This window comes from Dyadobacter jiangsuensis (assembly GCF_003014695.1).
In the GTDB taxonomy this organism is placed as follows: Bacteria; Bacteroidota; Bacteroidia; order Cytophagales; family Spirosomataceae; genus Dyadobacter; species Dyadobacter jiangsuensis.
In genome coordinates this window covers 14698-36132 of the sequence record NZ_PYAS01000022.1, presented here as the reverse complement: position 1 = coordinate 36132, position 21435 = coordinate 14698, and the positions used below count along the sequence as shown (strand labels likewise).

The window sequence follows — 21435 nt, the reverse complement described above, 5'->3', positions numbered from 1 at the left end:
GATTAATTCATATGGCATATATTCAGTTAGCTGGCAGGGGGTGTTTGATATGCGATTTTTGCGGACAATGGCAAGAAGACAATCAATTGTCTCCCAACGTTTCCTAGGATGCTCCCTGTTTTCTTAGCACCCTTTCGAGGTCGATGATGTTATGTACTTTGGTCTTTCTGTAAATATTGGATTTGACAGTGCTGATCGTCGAGCTGCGCCTGTCCAGGGTTTGTGCGATCTCCGAAGTGGTCATTCCCCTGATCAGGCACCCCGCTACTTTTTGCTCCAGACCGGATAATGTCCCGGGCTGACGCTTCTTTTGATCATGGTTCTTTTGGGTGATTAACTGGTAGGCGATTTCACTATTAATATAATGTAAGCCGGCAGCAAGAGAATCGATACACATATCAAGTTCACGGGAGTCGAAATCCTCCGGCAAATATCCTCCAATACTTTCCCGGAAAAAGGTGAGTAAGAAGTTCATCGATTTTCGATTATCGTACACCGCGATGGCGGCTTGCGGGCTGTAACGCCGCAGACGATTGGCAAGGTTAATTATCTCGACATCGGGAACGCCCGCACCGAAAACAAAGATGATCGCAGGTGAGCGGCCATGGTGTTTTTTTTCCAGATCCTGGCAGTTAACCGCTTCAATGACCTCCAAAGCGGCCCGGCTTTGGGATAAAGTTTGCCTAAAACCCCTTTTGAACACAGGACGAGGATCAACAATAGCAATTAAATCTACATTGGTGGAGGTTGGGGGTGTTTTCATCTCTCAAATGAATTTTAATATTCCAATACTTACTGCTGCAAGGTTTTCAATTTGTAGCAAACCACACGATTGGAATATTGTCAATCTAGCAGGGTTATGTTGTCAGCGGGTTAAATGGTAACGTTCCAAACCAGGAAAGGCGACTTCGCATTTTAGTCGGGGGGCGTCGCATATGCGAAGAAACGCCGTTTCGATGAGCGAGGCATTGGACATAGGATTAACTCTATCCCGATGTTTGACGTTTGAAACGAACGTGCTTGGCAAGAATCGCCGGAATTGTATTTCCCTAGGCGGTGACAGCTTCTGCCTGTTGCCATTTGGGGCCGCTTCTGTGTTTTCTTTGTTAATCTGGTGGGGATATCTTGTCAGACGAATGTTGGCTGCCAAAGCATCAAAAGGAATTAATCGAAGGTTTTTAAGTTTGCTTCACGGCGATTGGGATAGAATAAATTTGATCATTCATCGCTTCGCTTATGTCGAAAAATTTCCTTTCGCAACGCTGCCACTGTTGGGATTTCTGCAATTGCCCATTGTCGGTAGTATGAAGTGGATCTGAAATAAATTCTATAAAATCATACGCTCTATTGAAAACGTTGCTTGTCTTTTTTCGGGCATTGCTCGTTCCGGCATTCACCAGTTCCGAGTACCTTACCCAGGCCCAAATGGCGCCCGGGTGGAAGACCTGGTACGCGTATCTGGGCTACCTGCTGTTGACTGCCATGGTCATATTTGCAGTTACAAGGTTCTTCTGGCTCCAAAGCTCATTCAGGAAGGAAAATGCGCTGAACCAGGCCAAGCTCGACTTCTTCACGAATATATCTCACGAAATCAGAACGCACTTGTCGTTGATCATCGGCCCGCTGGAAAAAGCATCTCAGCAGGCTAAGGAGGGTAAGAATGTTGACCATTATCTAGGCTACGCCAGAAGTAACTCCGACCGCTTGATGCTGTTGGTCAATGAACTGCTTGATTTTCGCAAAATCCAGAGCGGGAGCGAGCGGCTGCAAGTGCAGGAATATGATGTTGTCAAGGTTATTCAAAATGTCATTGCGGCATTCGAGCATTCGGCGATTGAGCGGGATATCCAGACTTCACTTCTTTGTCCCGATGAACCTGTTATGCTTTGGTTTGATTTGGGACAGATGCAAAAGGTTTTCTACAATCTGATAAGCAATGCTTACAAGTTTAGCCCCGAAGGAGGCAAGGTTACAGTGCGCATTGCTGAATTTTCCAATGAGGTGCTTTTCACAATTGAGGATAATGGCAAAGGCATATCCGAGGAGCATTTGCGTAACTTATTTACCTATTACTACCAGGCGGATTCGGAAAAACCGGGTTACGGATTAGGGCTAGCATTATCTAAGAGTATTGTAGAGCAGCACCGGGGGTATTTGACAGCCGAAAGTCGCCTGGCAACCAAGTTTTCCCACGGAAGCACGACCCTTGCGATCCGGATGCTCCGTGAAAACCGGCATTTCGCTCCTGATCAAATCGCCGTGAAAAGTAACGAATACTTCGGCAGCATTCCGGGCGCTACGCAGGCAGTGCCCGTTAGCGACGATCCATTTCCTGAAAAGCAAGCCAACACGATGCTGATTATCGAGGACAACGATCAGCTACGCGTGTTTATCAAAGAGCTTTTCCGGCACGAATTCAATACACTGGAAGGCGAGAACGGGCTGCAGGGGTTGGAACTCGCCAACGAGCATCTGCCCGATGTTATTCTTTCGGACGTGATGATGCCGGGCATGAATGGTTTGGAGCTATGTAGCCGGTTGAAAAACAATATTGCGACTTCACATATACCGATAGTGCTGCTGACCGCCCGAACCCAAAATAAGCAGATTGTCGAGGGGCTTGCTTCCGGAGCGGATGATTACCTGGTTAAACCATTCGACCCGAGAATTCTTGAATTGAAGGTCGCGAACCTTATCCGCCTCCGGAACGAGCTGAAAGAATTTTACCGCGAATCTGTCACATCCGACCAGCATACAGCAAACAGTATAGCCCAGGACGTGAACGATGCATTTATCGACAAGCTCAGAGCGCTGCTTATTGAGAACATTTCCGATCCGAAATTTGGTGTCAATGAACTGGCTTTTAAGGTCGGGATGAGTGTATCTGCACTTTATAGGAAATTGAAATTACTGACTGGAATGACAGTTAATGATTTCACAAAGGCAATTCGGCTCAGTGAAGCTAAAAAGCTATTGGAGTCGGGGGTGTATAATGTAGGTGAAGTGGCCACCATCATAGGGTTCGAGGATAGCAGGCATTTTAGTAAGGAGTTCGCAAAAGCATTTGGTAAGAAGCCTAACGAAATCAAGAAACAAAGCTGATGTTATTCTTGATTTTTCAATGTCTATTGGATGAATTTGCCTCGGATATAATTGGTAACGAAACTGGTGTATTTGACCCAGCCTTGTTATTGATATTTACGGGTGAGGATTATAGAGGATAAACGTGCATTCCTCTGTTAATAATGGGGATGGTAAGGTGTTTTGGCAAAATATTCCCTGGTAATAGACAGGTTTTTCAACCTTGCGGGTGGTTGAAAAACAATAGATTTACAAAATGAATCGCCGCACGAATAGGGCTTATGAACGCCACCTGTGATTTACGGCAGGATAGGTCTACTGATTTTATAAATGATAAATCAAACTTTTAATCAATCTATATGTAAAACAATTTATAATTCTGAAAATGCCTTCAGCTTAATTCATTTGAATGTATTTATCTGTATTTGTTTAAAGCGTTTGAGGGTTGATATTGCTTGGGGTGTCGTGCGAAAATAATTTTGATAGCAAGCATATTTCTCATTCGTTCAATATGTATCCTCTTAAAATAATTGAATTTAAAACGCTATTTTGTATGTTAACCTTCTACACGACGCGTAGTATTCTTTTTGTGCGGCTTACGAGTTTTATTCTAGTTGCTATTTTGGCATGGCTACCAGTATCATTTGCGAATGCCCAATCATGTCCGGATCCCGGAGGAGGAATCAGGTGGTTGTATTTTAATGTAAGCGATGCTGTGAATTTTTTTCCGGAGAATGTACCGGCTGGAAAGACTGGCGCCGGAAAGGCAACATCGGGCAAACTGACACTCTCCGAGACGATGAATGCCGTTTATCCGCTTCGTATGGTTACCATTAATCCCGAACTGTCCGATGGAACAACAGGCAAAGTTGTGCTCCGGTTTGACTTTCTGGACATGGCCCCCGCCGCGGTTATCAATATTTATCAGGGTGCTTCTGCAACGGGAACACCGGCCGAAACCATAACATCGGCAAACGCTTCGGGTTATTTGTTGCAAACCCGTACCTATACAGGCTCTGTTACTGTGACATTTGAAAGCCCTGTCGCCTCGGCCGGAGGAGACTTTAAAATCTTTATCCCGTATACAACCGGAGATGAGGTTGCTACGTCGGCGTTTGGTTTTCAGGTAGCTTATTGGAAAAAGTTTATCACTCCTAACTCGTATACTGTGATGGACTCCTATCCCGAGGAGGCCACGCCCATTGCTACTGCCTATTTTGATGCAAATAAGAACCTTGTTTCTTCCGAACTCTCTTTTTGTATTGACTACGGGAAACCCTCGCCTTCTATGGCGAACAGCAATTATATTGGACAGGTTGTTTTCTTTCCACACGCTCGTCCGGACTTGGATAAATCAGGAACTGCGGACGGGGTGGATCAATTAAAGGCGGCCCGCCTGGTCTATATTATGAAAAACATTGCAACACCGGCAACGACTTATCAAAACTTCATGGATGTTCAGGGAGCGGTTAACTCTACACTTGGGCCAAACTATGCTGGTCACTACCCCGGGCTTCATGGAGATGCGATCGATGCTATTCCCAGCCTGCCAAGCCCGGCTGAGCCAGTGTTTTCAATTACCGGCCCGGCAACAGTAGTTTCGGCAGGGACGCCTCAAAATTTTACTGTTAACCTGACAGACGACGGCGGACATCCGAGAGTTTTTAAGTTGGAGCTCCCCGCGGGCGTGACCCTGAACTCGGTAACAGGGGCGACATATGATGCAGGCAACAGCACCCTGACGTTTGCGTCATCGCCCGCTTCCGCGACAGTGTCTGTTACCAGTGCCGCAAGTACCACAGCGACGTTACGAGTTGTCTACAATCAACCAGATTTTTGGAATGTCAATAATCTCATTATATATGAACCCTGCACAGGTCTGAACGATTTCCAGGGATTTATTGGGCTAAGCAAGGGTGATATTACCTATCCTTTTCGGGAAGCTTCCGCAACCTGGGCTGCTCAGCCCGCTTTCCCATGCTCGGAACTGAGCTATGTGATCGGCAACCGGAATATAGGCGGTTCCAACGTTTCGGATGGTTACACACTCGACCTTTCGAGCGGCGTTACAACCCTGGGTAAACAGACTTTGATCGAAGGCCCTAATGCTTTCATTAACGCCATCGGCTATAACACCGTTGACAACTACATCTGGGGTTTCCGCTACGGCACCAATCAGCTCGTACGGATCGGCAGTGATTGGTCTGTGACATTCCATGATGTGACCGGTTTTCCCTCGCCAGTGCCGGGTTATGCAACCGGAGATGTCAGCCCGAATGGCATTCTCTATCTGTATGCCTCCAATTCCAACCAGATCACTAAGGTCGACCTGAATCCCGGCTCCGCAAATTACCTCACTGCCGTAACAGTGCCCACTACGCCGACCGACTTGAACGATTGGTCGTTCAACCCGACCAATGGCATGCTTTACGGATTTGGAACAAGCAAGGTGCTATACCAGTTTGATCCGGCAACAGGTAACCGAACGACATTGGGCTCAGTAACCGGCGCGGGCATTGAAACATCTACCTACACCGGCGCTTTTGGCACTGCATTCTTTGATACGGATGGCGATATGTATGTAGGTAACAATGGCAGCGGGGCCATTTTCAAGATCAGCGCGCCGCTTACAAACCTTACTGCCTCCCTGTTTTCGACGGCATCGGGCGTAACGCCGGGTGATGGTGCGCGCTGCCCAAGCGCAATCGTGAATGATCCGCCAGTGGCCGTGAACGACAACGGTACCACTACTTGCAACGCGGCTACGGTCGATGTGCTGGCCAATGACGTGGCGGGCAGTGCGCCGCTGGTCCCTTCAAGTGTGAAACTATTGACGCCCGGCACACTTGCCCGGGTGACGACCCTGACTGTCGCTGACCAGGGCGAATACAATGTGAATAATGTGACGGGTGCGATCACATTTACTCCGGTCGAGGGCCTGCGCGATACCATATCTATCGATTACGTGGTAATTGATGGCAATGGCCTGGAATCGATCGCTACATTAACTATCATCGTAGATTGCCCGATGCCTGTAACACTGGTAGCCTTTGATGCCAGAAAAGAAGGGAACACAGCACTGCTTACCTGGTCTACCACCGAGGAAGTAAATTCGGACCGCTTTGAAATCGAGCGCAGCCGGAATGGCAAAGTTTGGTCTACAATCGGCAGTATTCGGTCAAATGGGGAAAGCAGTGTTTTGAGAAACTACACTTACACCGACGGTTCACCGGAAAAAGGGGAAAATCTATATCGCCTGAGAATGGTCGATTTGGACGGTACGTATGCTTTCAGCGCTATCAAAGCGGTGTTTGTTGAAAACGGCACGGAGCGGATATCTGTCTATCCTAACCCGGTTGTGAATGGCAAGTTGACGATCACTATACCAGGGTCCGAGCGGTATCGTGCCGAGTTAACGACTCTGACGGGGAATCTGGTGCTGCAACAGAGCCTGACCAAAAACCAGGAATTGAATCTGCATGGACTTGCCTCAGGCATGTATGTACTGCGCTTCATCTCAACCAGCGGCGACGTGCAAACGAAGATGTTTGTCGTGAAATAAAAAGCAAACAATCCGTGTACCCCCGGCATGGAGAGAAGATATGGGATTTTTGATTCCATATCTTCTTGACAGGGGAACCTTGTGGTGTTAGGGCAGCGAAATACATGCCATAAAAGTTCACTACCAGAGGTAATTGTTTAATAGAGTGTTCATTATAAACTAAAAACCAGGATTATGCTAAAAAGCGATCTTAGGGGCAAGACGGCGTTAATCGCCGGTGGAGGAAAGAATCTAGGTGGCTTGCTCGCTCGCAACCTCGCCAGGAAGGGAGTTTCCAGGCTTGCCATTCATTACAACAGTGAAAGTTCCCGGCCAGAAGCGGAAGCCACACTGGCCGATGTGAAAGCCGCCGGGGCAGAAGGGTTTCTTTTTCAGGGGGATTTAACGCAAATTGGCAATATCACCCGATTTTTTGATGAGGCCGTGGCCGCCTTCGGAGGAGTTGACATTGCGATCAATACGGTTGGGAAAGTGCTTAAAAAGCCGTTCGGCGATACCTCCGAAGAGGAATACGACAGCATGGCCGACATCAATTCGAAGGTGGCTTACTTCTTTATCCAGGAGGCAGGCAAGAAGGTAAATGAAAACGGTAAGATATGTACGATCGTTACCTCCCTACTGGCGGCATACACAGGCTTGTATTCTACGTATGCCGGTCAAAAGGCTCCTGTGGAGCACTATACGCGCGCAGCTTCCAAAGAATTTGGAGCAAGGGGTATTTCCGTAACGGCCGTAGCACCTGGCCCGATGGACACCCCGTTCTTTTACGGTCAGGAAAGCGACGATGCGGTTGCCTACCATAAATCGGCCGCCGCGCTCGGCGGATTGACCGACATCAGGGACATTGCTCCTTTGGTGGAGTTTCTGGTATCAGAGGGTTGGTGGATTACCGGTCAGACTATATTCGCTAACGGCGGATACACGACGCGGTAGAAGTTAGTTTGAGACAGGATTCCGGGATCGTTTATGAACATCGCGAAAAGGCTTGAAAAACGGAAGTATGAACTGCTGTTATTAGTACTGGTGCAGCATTTGTTCGTCGGTATTTTCTTGCCTGATCTCGATTTTTATACCCGGGTGGTCTGGCCGGTGAATATACTGATACTAGGTGTCGGCAGCATTCTTACTTTTGCCGGCAAACACAGCTGGGGACATTGGCTACGTAACTTACATTTCGTAGCCATCCTGTTGCTCCCGATCGGTATCCCGTTCTTCAAGGATGTTCCCTGGTACTTTACCTTGCTCAATATCAATTATGTAGTCTTCTTTTGCTTTCTGTTTGCCGAATTGCTCAGTTTCCTTGTAAAGCCAGGTTATATTAATACCGACATCATTTCCGCCGCGGCTTGCGGCTATTTATTACTTATAGAAATTTCCGTTTTCTTATTGCAGTATTTCCAGTACCAGGACCATCGGGCCTTCAACGGGATCGACACCTCTTCGCCCGCACACACTTTTATCGATCTTGTGTATTTCTGTTCTATTACCTTTACCAGCATCGGTTTTGGGGACATCACGCCCAACCTGCCTGCCACCAAGCTGGTTGCCGCATTCATCGGTATTGTAGGGCAGTTTTATACTGTTGTGCTGGTAGGCATTCTGATCAGTAAATTTTCTTCCAACAGCCAATAACCTAATGAACACATCCAGCCATTACAACCTATATCATTTCATTCCCTGGACACGGACGAAAATCTACAAGATGCTTTTGATAAGCAGCGTTCCGACCACATTGTTCTATTTTCTGGATTGGAAATGGCTGGCCCTTCCCTGGGTGCCGGTGGCGCTGCTGGGTACAGCCACAGCGTTTATTTCCGGGTTTAGAAATACGCAGACCTACAACCGGAGCTGGGAAGCAAGGCAGGTGTATGGAGCAATCATCAATAGTAGCCGTGCGATGGGAATCATGGTGAGGGATTTTCTAAGGACCCCCGAAAAGGCAAGTGAGGCGGCCCTTCACAGGCAGATTATTTACCGGCATCTGGCTTGGCTTACCGCGCTGCGCTTTCAGTTGCGCGAAACCAAAAGCTGGGAAAACGTTAAGACCCGCAGCTATAACCGCCAGTATCTGAAGTACTATAAAGTTCCGGAATGGGAAAGCACGCTGGACCAGGAGCTGAAAAGTTTTTTGAACTACGAAGAACTGCAGTACATCCTATCCACTAAAAACAAGGCGGCACAACTCATCGCGACGCAGTCTGCACAGCTCAGAACGCTCAATGAGCAGGGTATGATCGCTGATTACAGCTACGTGGCACTGGAAAGTCTGCTCAAAGACCTGTACGATCAGCAGGGCAAATGCGAACGCATTAAGAATTCTCCCTATCCACGCCAGTTTTCCAGCATCAATTTGTACTTCACCAATATGCTTTGCCTGATGCTGCCGTTGGGATTTCTTGGCGAGCTTTCCAAGCTGACCGACAGGCTGGGGGATAATATTGTCTGGCTGGCCATACCGCTCAGCGTTTTGCTAGGCTGGGTCTTTTTGATCTTAGAGCAAATCGGTGAGTCTACTGAAAACCCATTTGAAGGTAATGCGAACGACATCCCGGTTACTCAGATCAGCCGTAACATAGAGATCGATCTCAGGGAAATGCTGGGCGAGAGAGAGCTGCCCCAGCCATTGGTAGCAGTCAATAACATTTTGATGTAGGCAAACCTATGCCCGGTGGTTCGGGGCTTAAATCATTTTATTCCAAAAGAACATGAAAAATCAACATCTTGAAGCTGTTCGTCAGTGGTACCCTAATGCGATGACTTCCATCGACACCATTGATCGCCTGCTGGATGTCATCGAAAAGCATCTTGGCCTAAAACCAGAACAGCTAATGCACGCTGATAGCATGTGTTGTGACGACGTCAATGCGATTCAGTATCCGCCACGGGCTTATGAGATGATTGGCCCCTTCAAAATGGGAGGGCTCAATGGTTACCCTTTCGCAGGACTAACGGGTATGAATGCATTTGCCCACCACGTTCCTGAAAATGGCGCGGTGGTTGTATTTTACGCGCCTCATATCGGTATTACAAAAGAAGGTGTTATCGGTGAAATCAACAGAATCGGTCAGCAGGCGAATTCCGCTTGCTGTGGGGCTGCAAAGGGAGCCTTAAATAAGCTGCTGAGCAACCAGATCATCGAGGGTAACATCAGTTCGCTGGATTTTCAGATGAATACCATCGAGCAAATTTTTTTACATAACCAGGCAAGAATCCTGAGCGCGTCCAATCATCTGTTCGAGGCAACCGAAGTGATGTACGAAGCCATTGATAATCGTATAGAGGTATTGGTCGGACAAACTCAGTACCCTTGTAAGTATGTCATTCTGGTCGGTGCTGTTTTTATCAACGGGGATCGGGATATGGGATCGTTCTGCCAATATAAGAAGTTCGACTATATTGATCTGGACACCAGCGAGCGGAGAAGCTTAATGAAAGAATATTTTCTGGAAGCATAAGAAGCTAAGGCGAAGGTCAGACGAAAAAGAAATTATCAACAACTTTCCGATGCCGCTTAGAGGGCTACATCTAACGGTATTGACATACTGTGATGCTATTTATCAACCTTATTTATTTCTGTGCAATAACAACGCTCTCCGGGGCGGGCGATCTGTTCGTTAAGCATGTATCACACGCTGCATTAAACGAAGTAAGTCCCACAGAAAACGCGGGATATTTTTTTGCTTTACAAAAAGTGCCTTTGCATGCAAGACAATACATATTCACTGCTGATTTGTTGAAAAGGGCCATTTACATTGATGAAGGCCAAAGGGTGCCGCTGAGCTACACCATGACATTGAAGAATGGAAGAGGTTTTGATATGTATTTCTCCGGGGCCGATTATAGCGTGATATTGTCAGTTAAGCAGGAAACAGTCATTGATCAACAAACAAGTGAATACCAGGCTAGTTTGATTGTCCGGCACGGACGGCTTAAACGTAAATACGCCGTACACGGAATATTAAACAAATGATCTGCTGAGTTGGTAATTACCCTGTACTATTTTATTTCTATCAGAATATACCAGTGTCGATTAATATTCATTTAAACAGTTTTATTTTATGGGTCTATTATCATTTATTAAAGGAGTTGGTGAGAAAATCTTCAAGAAAGACGAAGCTGGCACGGCGCCGCACCCCGCGGAAGTTGCCGACCCTCTGCGTGCGAGTGCTCTGCTCGCGCACATAAAGTCGCTGGGGCTTCCTTACAACAGCCTCAGTGTGAGAACATCCCAACATACCGTGATCCTGGAAGGGAGTGTAGCCCGGCAGGAGGATGCCGAAAAAATTGCGCTGGCTGTCGGTAATGTGGAAGATGTAGACTTGGTTGACAACCGTATCGAGGTGGTTGCGCCCACTCCGACCGCCCGGTTCCATACCGTTGAAAAAGGCGATACGCTCTCAAAAATCGCGCAGACTTATTATGGTGATATGAACCAATACCCGGCCATTTTTGAGGCTAACAAACCTATGCTGAAAAATCCCGACCTGATCTACCCTGGGCAGGTGCTGAGGATCCCCGCATTATAAACAGGCTGCGTTTGCGTTATAGGTTTTACATAAATCCAATTACTATGACAAATGTTTTGGTATCGATCCTGATCGGAGGTCTGGCAGGTTGGCTTGCCGACAAAGCATTCAGCCGTTTTTCGCTATCCTTGTGGGTTCAGATTTTACTGGGTATGCTTGGAGGGGTCGTAGGTGGGTGGTTGTTAGGGAATGACCTTGAGACGGTACTGGGATTCCCCGCAATTGTTTCCAGGTGCTTGACTGCGTTTATCGGGGCAATTGTTGTTCTGGGTGTAGTTGCATTGATCAAAGGGAATAAACCTGCTTAAAAGGGCATCCGTAGTAACTTAGGGAAAACATAAACTCACTAAAATGTAAAGCATTTTGGTGAGTTTATGTCCTATGCTGATGCTTGTGTAAAACACCAGGTCTTAGCAGCGCAATATCAACATTTTCTGATAGTTAATTCATTTGTAAATCAATTGCTTTCAGAGGAGTTGTCGGCGTGGCCGGGCATTTGATTTTTTATCTCTTTGGGTTTTTTGCCGTACGCCTTTGCGAATTCTTTGCTGAAATGTCTGCTATCTTCAAACCCGATGATAGTGGCAACTTCACTCACGTTGTATATCCCCGTCTCCAATAGCTTTTTAGCTTCACCGAGCCGAATTGTTTTCGTGAAATCATTAACCGTCATTCCGGTAAGTGATTTCAGTTTTCTGTAAAGCGCGGATACACTCATACCGACCTGAAAAGCCAGCTCATTAACACCAAACTTCGGATCGGAAATATTCTCAATAAGCAGTGCCCTGAGCTTGCCGATAAATGCCTCGTTCACGTCCTGGGCAACACTGTTTGCAGCCCCGTCCACCAGTACCGACTCCCGGTAGCGCGTTCGCAGCTCGTCCCGTACGCGGATCAGGTTGTTGATTTTCAGTTCCAGAATCCGCGGGTCGAATGGTTTGGTGAGGTAGTCGTCCGCACGCGATTCGAGTCCTTCGATCACGTGCTGGTTCTGGGTTCGGGCGGTAAGCAGTACCACTGGAATGTGCGCCGTGGCTACATTATTTTTCAGCCGGCTGCATACTTCAAGCCCGCTCATTTCCGGCATCATCACATCGGACAGCACGATATCCGGCAAATGCTCGTTGGCTAGTTCGAGCCCGCGCATGCCATTCTCTGCTTGCAATATATTGAAATCTCCTTCAAAAAGGTCTCGGATAAATACCCGCAACTGGTCGTTGTCTTCGATGATCAGGATGGTATTGGCCTGCTTTCCGTCTGCCGCGTGGTTGCTGGCCGGCAGGGCCATCGTCTCGGCCAGCATGTCTTCCGTATACGACTGAACGTTGGTGGCTATTTGTTCGGGTGCGAAGTGCAGGTTTTTTCGCAACATGAGAATCGTCAACGTGGTGCCGCCGGGCGCCGCCGCAATCCCATTTAGCGCGTAGCCGTTATGCAGGCGGCTTTCGGCGGTGAGGTAGCCATGGTGCTGCTCGACGATAGCCTTTGAAAGCGCCAGCCCGATGCCGTAGCCTGGTTTTTCGGAATCCGCCTGGTAGTAGTAGGTGAAAAGTTTCTGAAGATGCTCCTGCGACATACCCTTCCCATTGTCTTCCACGGTAATTTTTACTTCGTTGGAAGTCTCGGTAATGCGCACCGCCACCCGGCCGGCTTCATGGGTGAATTTATAGGCGTTGCTCAGCAGGTTGTAAAATACCTTCTGCATCTGGGCGATGTCAAACCACAGCAAAACAGGTGTTGCCGGGGCTATCAGTACAGTTTCGATGCCTTTTTCCCTGGCCATATGCTCGAATGCGGCGATTACATTCTTGATGATCTTCACTACGTCATGCTCCTGTACCAGCAAGCGTGTGCCGCCACTCTGGATTTTGCGGAAATCAAGCAGTTCGTTCACCAGGAGCATGAGCCTGTCGGAGCTCGTACGTGCGTAACTGAGGTAGTTTTTATTGTTTTTGCCCTCGACGGCCTGCTGGTAGGCTTTTTCCAATGGCCCGCTGATCAGCGAGAGGTGTGTGCGGATTTCGTGCGAAACGTTGGTGAAAAAATCGAGCTTGAGCTGGTTCAGTGCGTTCTCCCTTCTGAATGAGCTCCGGATCCAGAGGAAGTGCGCAATGGCATATACGCCGCCCGCCGCTAGCAGCAGATAAGCCAGGTAAGCCCACCAGGTCCGCCACCATGGCGGTAGTATATTGATTTTAATTTGAAGCGGTTCTTTGGTCCAGATACCGTCGCCATTAGCCGCCTTGACCTGGAAGATGTAGCTGCCTGACGGGAGGTTCGTATAGGTTGCCGATGGCGTTTTGACATAGTTCCAGCCCCGGTCGATGCCGTCTATTTTGTAGGCATAACGGTTTACGTCCGACCGCACGTAATCCAGCAGCGCGAAGTCGAGCGTAAAAATGCTCTGGTCATGCCGGAAGGTGATTTCTTTTAATTTTCCGACGGGTACAGGAAGAATGCCGGTGCTGTCGCGAGCCACTACCGTTTGGTTATATAATTTCAATGAACTGAGAACAATAGGGGCGGAGCGGTTGGGAATGGATATCGCGGCCGGATCGAAGCTGAACATGCCCTTGTCGGTCACGAAATAGAGATGTCCGTTCCGGTCGGTCGTGCCGGCGCCCTGCATCAGGGTCCCTTTGGCAGGCAGGCCGTCGTGTGCGCTGTACGATTGAAGTGTCTTTTCCCTAGGATGGTAGCGGAATAATTTCGTACCTGCATTGATCCAGATATAACCCTTACTGTCGGGAACGACGTCGAGCGCGCCTTCCTGCGGAATGTTGGTACTCAGCTCAAACAGGTTCTTTCCGGGATTGTAGCTTAGCATTTGCGTCTCACAGGCGGCCCAGATTGTTCCCCACTTGTCTTCGTTCACACGCCATGAGATGACGAACTCCGAATTCGAATGGATTTTTTCAACGACAGGTCTGGGGGCTTTGGCTGCCTCAGGTTTAATCCGGTATAGTCCAGCTTCTCCGCCGATCCAGATATTCCTGTGTGAGTCTTCCAAAATAGAGGTCGCGTAGTTAACCGCCGGGGCCTTGGAGAAGGTGCCGTTTTTTTTATCGAGTAGGAGCAGACCATAAGTTCCTCCTACCCAGAAATGCCCGTAACTATCCTCGGTGATCACGAAAGTACGTTTTTTTCGGAGTTTGGGCCCTCCCGGGACCGATAGGGGGTAATGACGGTAGCTGCCCCGTCGGATATCTAAACTGGTCAGCACGGCCTTGCCCCCAGCCCAGAGTACTTCGTTTTGGTCAATATAAAATGCATAATAATCTGCTTTGGCGTCTAGCTTTAGGGGAAACATCTCGGATTTTTTACCTGCGGTGTCGAAGAGCAGCAGTTTTTGCAGATCGTCCGAAACGCTCCACATACGATTCGTTTTACTCTTTCCAATCCATGCATTCACGAATGAGCCGGCGCGTGGGTCGTCCGGGCCGAATGGCCAGCGTTTGAAGCGGGGAGAGTTGAGGTGGACGTAGCAGATCCCACCATAGTAGCTTCCCAGCCAAAGCCCGCCCTGGTTGTCGACGTAGGCAGCATAAAGCGAATTGTCAGACAGGCTCTGCGGGTCACCGGTTTGGTTCACATACCAATCCAGTTCCCCCGTCGACGGGTTGAAATGGGCCAGCCCCGAGTCGGTAGCAAGCAGCAACCTGCCACGTCGGTCCGAAATAATGTCCCGTACGACCGGCAGGCCGCCGGTCGTGTTTTTCACACTGCTGATGGTGCTGAAAACTTCTGTCGCCGGGTCGAACCGGATTAGTCCGCCGCTGCTGTTTCCCAGCCACACAGCGCCATTGTTGTCCGTGAAAATAGTCATAAACTCGTTCCGCAGCGGTTCTGTTGTAGCCGGCGGCATCCGGTACAGTTTTGGCTTGTCGCCATTGGCTGGCATTCTGATCAGCCCGTCGGCCGAGCCCAGCCAGAGCGTTCCGTCTTCGCCTTCGGCCATGCATTTGATTTCGAGCGATGCGCCTTTGAATTCATTTTGCAGATAGCGGGATATGCTCACGGACCCATTACCGGCGATAATGCGGGTGAGCCCAAGCTCGGTACCTGCCCAGATTTGCTTTTTGCTGTCTTCCATCACACAGTTGACCCATGCATGGGATAGCGTATTAACGCGGGTCGAATCATGTTTGAAATGGGTAATATGGTCCGTATTGGGATCATAAAGCGTCAATTGTAAGCTACTAGCTACCCAAATTCGGCCCTGCGAGTCGGATATAATGTCCTTGATATCTGTAAAGACCTGCTTGCCGGCGGGGGCCGTCAGGTAGCGGGTCAGGCTACGGGTGTCGTACCGGATCAGCCCGTTTTGTGTACCAAACCACATCAAGCCGTCTTTGCCTTGTGCAATGGCAAATATTCCATTGATTGGCTCTTCTTCTTTTTCTGAAATGTTTTTAAACGATTGTGCCCCTGTGCGGGCGAGGGAGGCAAAAATAGCAATCAAGCTAAGCAGGATACTTTTATAACTGGTCATCAACGAAGCGCACTTGGTTAGAAACGAATGCTTTTTGCAAAATTATGCAAAGGCACGACTTGTTACGTATATAGGCCCAGTATAGTTTCACAATGTTGTCGCACAGGATCAGATGAAGTGCTTGATCTTAAAACCAGCATTTCGCGAGATTTATCCGTAAAACACTGATCTAAACAAAACTGCTTGGGTCACATTAACCCGCGTTGATCCGCATTCGTATAATAATGTGCGTTAGTTGCGCCGGATGGCATGATCAGATGCTCATTTCCTTCGGCTCCTTTTCCATTACTTCTGCCAGGTCGATTACGTTGTTGACTTGCGTCTTTTTTAAAATGTTGGATTTGATTGTGCTTATCGTTGATATTTTTCTGCCCATTTCTCGGGCGATGTGCGATGGGCTTAATCCTCTGACGAGGAGATTGGCAACCTTGGTTTCAGTCTGGGTTAGCAGCGGCTTTTTTCTGGAACGAACCGGTGGAGGAGTAATCATCAATTCAATGGCTATTTGCATATTGATATAAATCCGGTTGGCAGCCAGAGCTGTAATACATTCCCTAAGTTCACCATCGGTGAAATCGTCGGGGAGGTATCCACTGATTTTTTCCCGGAAGAAGGCAATAATCTTGGGGACGGGTTGCTGGTAACCATAAAGAACAATCTTGCATGTCTCTTGCAGCAATCGTAATTTTTTGATGTTGTGGATAATGGTTTTATCCGACATATTTCTGACGCTGATCATGAAGCAAGTAGAGCTTCCAATGTGTCTATCCAATAGCGAGTCAGCAAACAAATCGTGCTCCGAAAATCTGCATTCCGGTATCATCAATTCGACCCTCGATCTGATGCCGGCTCTATACATTGGTCGATTGTCTACAATGACCATTACATAATCTTCCTGGATGTTGTGGTTTTTCATGTTTGCGGGAGGTGTTGTTGATGGAATCGTAAAATGATTTTAAGTTATCTGTGTCCGAACAGTTTTTTTGTTGGCCCAAATTGTCGCTTTATTTCCTAAGGTATGGGAGGTTAAATTGTCATTTTAGTCTGGTTTTTTTTGTTCAAACGAAAAAAAATCAAGGTGTGTGCAAAGGCTTCTGATCAGGAGATACTGATGGTTTGCGGACTAGTGAATCATCGATGTTTTAGTTAGCCCGAGACGGTGGAAAATCTTGCCTATTTGGTGGGGATTTCGTGTTTATGTCTGATTTGCGCCTTTTACCCATTGGTAGCAAGTGGACGTTGAGCTATGTTTGTGCATCGTCGTCAGAAGCCGCATGAGTGGTTCTACTGATTTGCTCGATATTACAATTAGGTGGCTGCCAGGTGTGATTCAATCACTTATTCGCCGCAGCCACTTATTATTTGTAATCCCCTTTTTAGTACAACTTATTATACATCGGAAGTGTTATGAATTCGGAAGACAGGAGGCCGGTTCTGATTATTGACAAAAGTATTATTCGGAATAGTTTGGGAAGTGAAGCGCTGGCTAAAAACTTCCAGCTGATAGAAAGTAATAGTGATGAAGAGGTCCTTGCAATGGCCAGGGAGTTGAGCCCTGACGTGGTGGTCTGCGATGTGTCCGACCCGTCGCGCGGAGGACTGCTGATATGCCGGAAATTGAAATCTAACGCGTATACGGGGCATGTGTCTGTTATTTTGCTTGGGCAGATAGAGCACCGGATAGCCGGTTTGCAGGCAGGGGCTGACAGCTATATTTCAGTCCCAATCGACAGTCACGTATTGATGCTGAACATAGAAAACATGATTATGTTACGGGATGCAATGCGCGGCAGAACTGTACAGGAAATGTCGGTCCAAACGGAATTGGAAGGGATAAGTGGCCAGTTTGTTACAAAATTGGAACAAATGGTATTTGAGAATATTTCTGATCCCAATTTTGGTGTTAAAGAGATGGCCGTTCGAACGGGGATAAGTGTTTCGGTTCTTTACCGCAGACTCCGGTTCTTTAAAGGTGTAACTGTAAATGAGTTTGTTAAGAAAATCAAAATGGAAAGGGCGATGAAGATGTTGGAAGCCGGAGTCTATAGAGTTAACGAAGTGGCTGCATCGATCGGTTATGAGGATAGCAAGTATTTTAGCAGAGAATTTCGAAAATTCTTCGGTAAAACCCCAATGGAAGTCAAGCATCGTATTCACAAACGATGAAATAACGGTTTTGAGCCCGGGTAAAATAATTGTGTAAGATATTGCCGATGGTCGGCATACGTTGAGTAAAAAAATCACCCTTCCGGATTTCCGGAAGGGTTGATTTGTAAACCTAGCTGCAGGTGAATGAATTACATCCCGCGACTAATCGATCAGGTTCGAACGCTATTTTTTCTTAATCACTTTTTGCGAAACAGACGAGCCATCCGGCATTTGGATCTTGATCAGATATGTTCCATTCGGAAGAGGTCGGATGTTAAGTGTCTTTTTGTTTTTGCCATCACTGTTGCGGCCTTCAATCAATGTACGCCCGGAAATATCCAGAACTTTAATCTCCTCCGATCCATTTAATCCGTCTATGGTCAATTCGTCGGCAGCGGGATTTGGGTAAGCGTATGTAATGGTGCTGTTCTCAGAAGTCACTACCCTGATCTGGCTATAAGTGTATTTACCATCAAGATCGACCATTTTCAGGCGGTAGTAGCTCCTGCGGCCCAGGGGAGTTGAATCGGTGAAGTTGTAGTCGAGCCGGCTACTGCTGACCGCCTCACGAGACAGAGACGGCACAAACCCTATCCTGGTCCAGGCAGAAGCATTTGCGCTTCGCTCGATCTCAAAGCCTTTGCTGTTTTCTTCGCTGGACGTAGCCCATTGCAGGCTCGCAATGCCGCCTTCCTGACGGATATTGAAGCTGATTAGTGTTACTGGCATGGGACTCTCTGTCTCAATGGAGTAGACCGCGGCTGAACTGGTAGCTCCCGCATTATCTGTCATGGAATAGGTGAAACCAATGGAGTTGCTGCCAGTCCCGCTTCCGGTCGCTCCGTAGATCACCAGTTTGGTAACATCGAAGTTGGGAATACTCACAGGGCCGCCTGTCACATCCACGCGCACAGGTCCCGATCCGAAGTCGTAATAAAGCTCGGTTGATCCATTGATCGACTCAATATTGAATGTGGTGCCCGTGCCCGTGTTACAGGTGCCGGCGCTGGCACAATCTTCCGGATCAGAGCCCGAGAGCGAACCGCCGGTAGGATAACCCGTCAGGTTTGCCGAGGATGCAGGAATAGATTGATAGCCTGATAGTGCGGGATAGCCGGCGGGCGGAGTGCTGCTAAATGCTGCGTTCGGCACGAGGTAAGTTTTAAGGTCTGCCACGGGCGGTTGCTGGATACCAAAGTTGATTTCGGTACTATTGAGACCTACTGTAAATACCTGGCTGATTCCGTCTGCCGGGCTTGTGTTCCCGGTATTCTCCGGCCCATTAAACTCTCCCGTATTTGCCCAGCCTGCCGGAAGGCTCGGCAGGGGTGCAGCCGTACCTGGGGTACCATTTGTCATACTTAGTACCACGTGATAGTCGCCGGCAGGAATGCCGTCAAAACCATAAAAGCCAGATGAGTTTACGGGGGCGACAGCAACGACATTTCCATCAGTACCGATCAGATTGGCATAAAGTCCGGAAGGCACTGCATTAGGGTTTCCTGTGCTGTTATTCACATTTCCCGCATCGGGATCATGGAATACCGTTCCCGAAATGCTGGTGACCAGGAGCGTGTTGGGGCAACTTGCTCCGTCGTTATTGTTTGCCCCTCCTGTGGGAGCGGTCGATACCAAGGTAGCTGCATTCGTTGTCATATTAACCTTGTAGAACCCTCCCAATGTATTGGCAAACACATAAAAGGTATTGGGCGTCTGATCGATAAAAATGGAGCCGAAGGCCACATTCTCATTATTTTGAATACCACCGCCCGCAATTGTGGTTGGCGTAATGGTCACCTGTTGTGTTACCGGATCTATCGTAAACCTGCGGTATGCGTTCGTTGCACTTTGCGCGTCGATGATGCCATTTAGCAGCCCGTTTGAAGAACTGTAGACGATATCCGATATATCCAGACTGCTCGCGCCGATAAAAGTGTTTCCGTACGGAGCAGCATCCAGCACATAAGAGGCTGTCGGGTCCACCAGCTGCAGATAAGTGGCTGCTCTGGCCGGATTGATGTCGACTACGTAATACCTTGTAGCGAGCCTGCTGTAAATGAATAAATAGCCGTCGCCAAATACCTCCCCGACATTGTAATATGCGCTGACCGTCGGGGCAGGCAAATTGGGAATTGAGTAGGTGGTGAGTGCAGCATTAGATCCAATTTTAACTACTTGGTTGGTGAGGACATTGATGCCCCAAATAAAGTTATCGAGGGTATTGTAACCGATGGAGTTGACTCTTGCAGGAAGGTCTCCCATAAGAGTTCTGACGCCTGTGGATACATTGTAGCTATAAAGCGTGGAATTGCTTGTATTTGGCCCGCTCACTTGATATGCAAGATTAGAACATGCAAATGGCGTGGGTTCTTGCGCCCAGGTAAAAGAAATACCAATTAAGTACCCCAGAATTACAAATGCCGCTTTGCGCAATGGTTTACTACAATAGATTTTTTTCATTTGCTACGAACTTTAAGTGGTCTGTAAAATCAATAGGTTTTGTCCCATTTGTGAGCGGTGTTCATGGCTTGAACAAATTCAAGGCCATCCAAGACTGGTTTGAGACAGAATTAAGTAACAATTTAAACTGCCTTAAATCGGAAAGGAATTTGCAGTTACATATGCAATTATAATGAATTATTTCTACATTAAAAGCGAATTCGTATTTATCGAGCTTTTGTTGGAGAACTAGGAGGCATAATTTCGGCCGGTTAATGGCTAGTAAACTTATCGAGCCGTTTGGCCGAATATATTGGAACAGGATGTGATGGCCTTAAAGCCTATGTATTGCCTTGAAATAACTTTTTTTTGCGTTTTACAATTATTAGCATATAGGAAAAATTATTAATTAAGCTGCTTGCGTTATCATACATTTTCTATTTGAACAATAGTTGCCGCTACCATCTCAATGCCTGCGAGGTATTGATGTAGCGAAATTACTACAAGTGATTTATAATTAGAGACCGAATGGATAATAAATATTTCGTACTTTTTCGGGTTGTGAAAAGCTGCATGCGAGGCGATGGTTTCCAGTTGCAAACCACCTCAAAACAACCGAACAGTATGAATCTGAAACTTTCACTCTCAATCGTCCTGGTTTTGTCGCCGCATTTACGCAGATCAAAGATCCCACCATCGGCACTCAATCCTCCATCACACCGCGTCTGTCTCTAGGACGATCGATTGGATTGTTGGGAATCACACATACATATCCCAGCGTGCCAACTACCCATGAAGAGCAAATGCTAGGTTAATCGCAGTTACAACAAACGGAAGATTGTAGTTGATAGCCTTGGTCTCCGGAACAAATCCTTCGCAACCCGCTCATCCAACATTCTGACCGCGGAGTCCAGTACTGCTCATGAAAATTACGTCAATCGGCTCAGAAACGAAAACGTGTACATTAGTGTGGCCGAAAGCGGAGACCACAATGAGAGTGCTACGACCGAACACGTGTTTCGGCCTCTAAAAGAAGATTTTAGACTAAGAGGTTTTCTTTCTTTTTCAACAGCTGCTGTAAGCTTCCCCGCATTTGTAAGCTTCCCCGCATCTCTATCGGGAGAGCCATTCAAGCCTACAAAAATCTTCCGCCGCACGCTTCAATCATCTATCGCACGTCCAACCAG

General features: G+C 47.7%; 15 protein-coding genes. 11 read left to right on the top strand and 4 right to left on the bottom strand.

Features of this window, described 5'->3' with window-relative positions; all coding sequences use genetic code 11:
• Positions 1-103: 103 nt before the first annotated feature.
• Positions 104-763, bottom strand: a complete 660-nt coding sequence (locus CLV60_RS30985; protein ID WP_106599289.1) for a helix-turn-helix transcriptional regulator — start codon at positions 761-763, stop codon at positions 104-106.
• A 193-nt stretch (positions 764-956) separates the two neighbouring features.
• Here CLV60_RS30985 and CLV60_RS30980 point away from each other — a divergent pair, with 193 nt between their 5' ends.
• The 10 genes from CLV60_RS30980 (at position 957) to CLV60_RS30935 (ending at position 11477) form a co-directional block, all read left to right on the top strand.
• The gene (locus CLV60_RS30980; protein WP_106599288.1) at positions 957-1319 is read left to right on the top strand and encodes a hypothetical protein; all 363 of its coding nucleotides are present in this window, start codon (positions 957-959) and stop codon (positions 1317-1319) included.
• A 28-nt stretch (positions 1320-1347) separates the two neighbouring features.
• Positions 1348-3102 carry a response regulator gene (locus tag CLV60_RS30975; RefSeq protein WP_229211208.1) on the top strand — a complete coding sequence of 585 codons (1755 nt, stop codon included), beginning with the start codon at positions 1348-1350 and terminating at the stop codon, positions 3100-3102.
• 694 nt (positions 3103-3796) lie between these two features.
• Positions 3797-6643: a DUF6923 family protein gene (locus CLV60_RS30970; protein ID WP_170118912.1), complete on the top strand. Its 2847-nt coding sequence runs from the start codon at positions 3797-3799 to the stop codon at positions 6641-6643.
• Positions 6644-6817: 174 nt separating this feature from the next.
• Complete coding sequence (locus CLV60_RS30965) at positions 6818-7576, top strand: SDR family oxidoreductase (RefSeq protein ID WP_106599286.1); 759 nt, start codon at positions 6818-6820, stop codon at positions 7574-7576.
• A 33-nt stretch (positions 7577-7609) separates the two neighbouring features.
• Positions 7610-8275: a potassium channel family protein gene (locus CLV60_RS30960; protein ID WP_106599285.1), complete on the top strand. Its 666-nt coding sequence runs from the start codon at positions 7610-7612 to the stop codon at positions 8273-8275.
• Between the two features lie 4 nt (positions 8276-8279).
• Complete coding sequence (locus CLV60_RS30955) at positions 8280-9296, top strand: bestrophin family protein (protein WP_106599284.1); 1017 nt, start codon at positions 8280-8282, stop codon at positions 9294-9296.
• Between the two features lie 52 nt (positions 9297-9348).
• A complete protein-coding gene (locus CLV60_RS30950) occupies positions 9349-10098 on the top strand; it encodes an LCIB family protein (RefSeq protein WP_106599283.1) in 750 nt (249 codons plus the stop codon).
• Between the two features lie 92 nt (positions 10099-10190).
• Positions 10191-10613 (top strand): hypothetical protein, encoded by a 423-nt coding sequence (locus CLV60_RS30945; RefSeq protein WP_106599282.1) that lies wholly within the window; start codon positions 10191-10193, stop codon positions 10611-10613.
• Positions 10614-10701: 88 nt separating this feature from the next.
• A complete protein-coding gene (gene lysM, locus CLV60_RS30940; RefSeq protein WP_106599281.1) occupies positions 10702-11169 on the top strand; it encodes a peptidoglycan-binding protein LysM in 468 nt (155 codons plus the stop codon).
• Positions 11170-11213: 44 nt separating this feature from the next.
• Positions 11214-11477 (top strand): GlsB/YeaQ/YmgE family stress response membrane protein, encoded by a 264-nt coding sequence (locus CLV60_RS30935; RefSeq protein WP_106599280.1) that lies wholly within the window; start codon positions 11214-11216, stop codon positions 11475-11477.
• Positions 11478-11626: 149 nt separating this feature from the next.
• Here CLV60_RS30935 and CLV60_RS30930 read toward each other — a convergent pair whose 3' ends face one another.
• Together CLV60_RS30930 and CLV60_RS30925 are read right to left on the bottom strand one after the other, a co-directional pair.
• Entirely contained in the window at positions 11627-15661 is a 4035-nt protein-coding gene (locus CLV60_RS30930) for a hybrid sensor histidine kinase/response regulator transcription factor (RefSeq protein WP_106599279.1), read from the bottom strand.
• Between the two features lie 253 nt (positions 15662-15914).
• Positions 15915-16577, bottom strand: coding sequence for a response regulator transcription factor (locus CLV60_RS30925; protein ID WP_106599278.1), 663 nt, complete (start codon positions 16575-16577; stop codon positions 15915-15917).
• A gap of 491 nt (positions 16578-17068) precedes the next feature.
• Here CLV60_RS30925 and CLV60_RS30920 point away from each other — a divergent pair, with 491 nt between their 5' ends.
• Complete coding sequence (locus CLV60_RS30920; protein WP_106599277.1) at positions 17069-17827, top strand: response regulator transcription factor; 759 nt, start codon at positions 17069-17071, stop codon at positions 17825-17827.
• A 165-nt stretch (positions 17828-17992) separates the two neighbouring features.
• On the opposite strand, the gene CLV60_RS30915 is transcribed toward CLV60_RS30920, so the two are convergent.
• Positions 17993-20269 (bottom strand): DUF6923 family protein, encoded by a 2277-nt coding sequence (locus CLV60_RS30915; RefSeq protein WP_106599276.1) that lies wholly within the window; start codon positions 20267-20269, stop codon positions 17993-17995.
• Between the last annotated feature and the right edge of the window lie 1166 nt (positions 20270-21435).

Bases quoted from the DNA above. Each gene is read 5' to 3' on its own strand.
- CLV60_RS30965 (WP_106599286.1), top strand. From the start codon at position 6,818: ATGCTAAAAAGCGATCTTAGGGGCAAGACGGCGTTAATCGCCGGTGGA.
- CLV60_RS30960 (WP_106599285.1), top strand. From the start codon at position 7,610: ATGAACATCGCGAAAAGGCTTGAAAAACGGAAGTATGAACTGCTGTTA.
- CLV60_RS30915 (WP_106599276.1), bottom strand. From the start codon at position 20,269: ATGAAAAAAATCTATTGTAGTAAACCATTGCGCAAAGCGGCATTTGTA.
- CLV60_RS30930 (WP_106599279.1), bottom strand. From the start codon at position 15,661: ATGACCAGTTATAAAAGTATCCTGCTTAGCTTGATTGCTATTTTTGCC.
- CLV60_RS30950 (WP_106599283.1), top strand. From the start codon at position 9,349: ATGAAAAATCAACATCTTGAAGCTGTTCGTCAGTGGTACCCTAATGCG.
- CLV60_RS30945 (WP_106599282.1), top strand. From the start codon at position 10,191: ATGCTATTTATCAACCTTATTTATTTCTGTGCAATAACAACGCTCTCC.
- CLV60_RS30920 (WP_106599277.1), top strand. From the start codon at position 17,069: ATGAATTCGGAAGACAGGAGGCCGGTTCTGATTATTGACAAAAGTATT.
- lysM (WP_106599281.1), top strand. From the start codon at position 10,702: ATGGGTCTATTATCATTTATTAAAGGAGTTGGTGAGAAAATCTTCAAG.
- CLV60_RS30980 (WP_106599288.1), top strand. From the start codon at position 957: ATGAGCGAGGCATTGGACATAGGATTAACTCTATCCCGATGTTTGACG.
- CLV60_RS30985 (WP_106599289.1), bottom strand. From the start codon at position 763: ATGAAAACACCCCCAACCTCCACCAATGTAGATTTAATTGCTATTGTT.
- CLV60_RS30955 (WP_106599284.1), top strand. From the start codon at position 8,280: ATGAACACATCCAGCCATTACAACCTATATCATTTCATTCCCTGGACA.
- CLV60_RS30925 (WP_106599278.1), bottom strand. From the start codon at position 16,577: ATGAAAAACCACAACATCCAGGAAGATTATGTAATGGTCATTGTAGAC.
- CLV60_RS30935 (WP_106599280.1), top strand. From the start codon at position 11,214: ATGACAAATGTTTTGGTATCGATCCTGATCGGAGGTCTGGCAGGTTGG.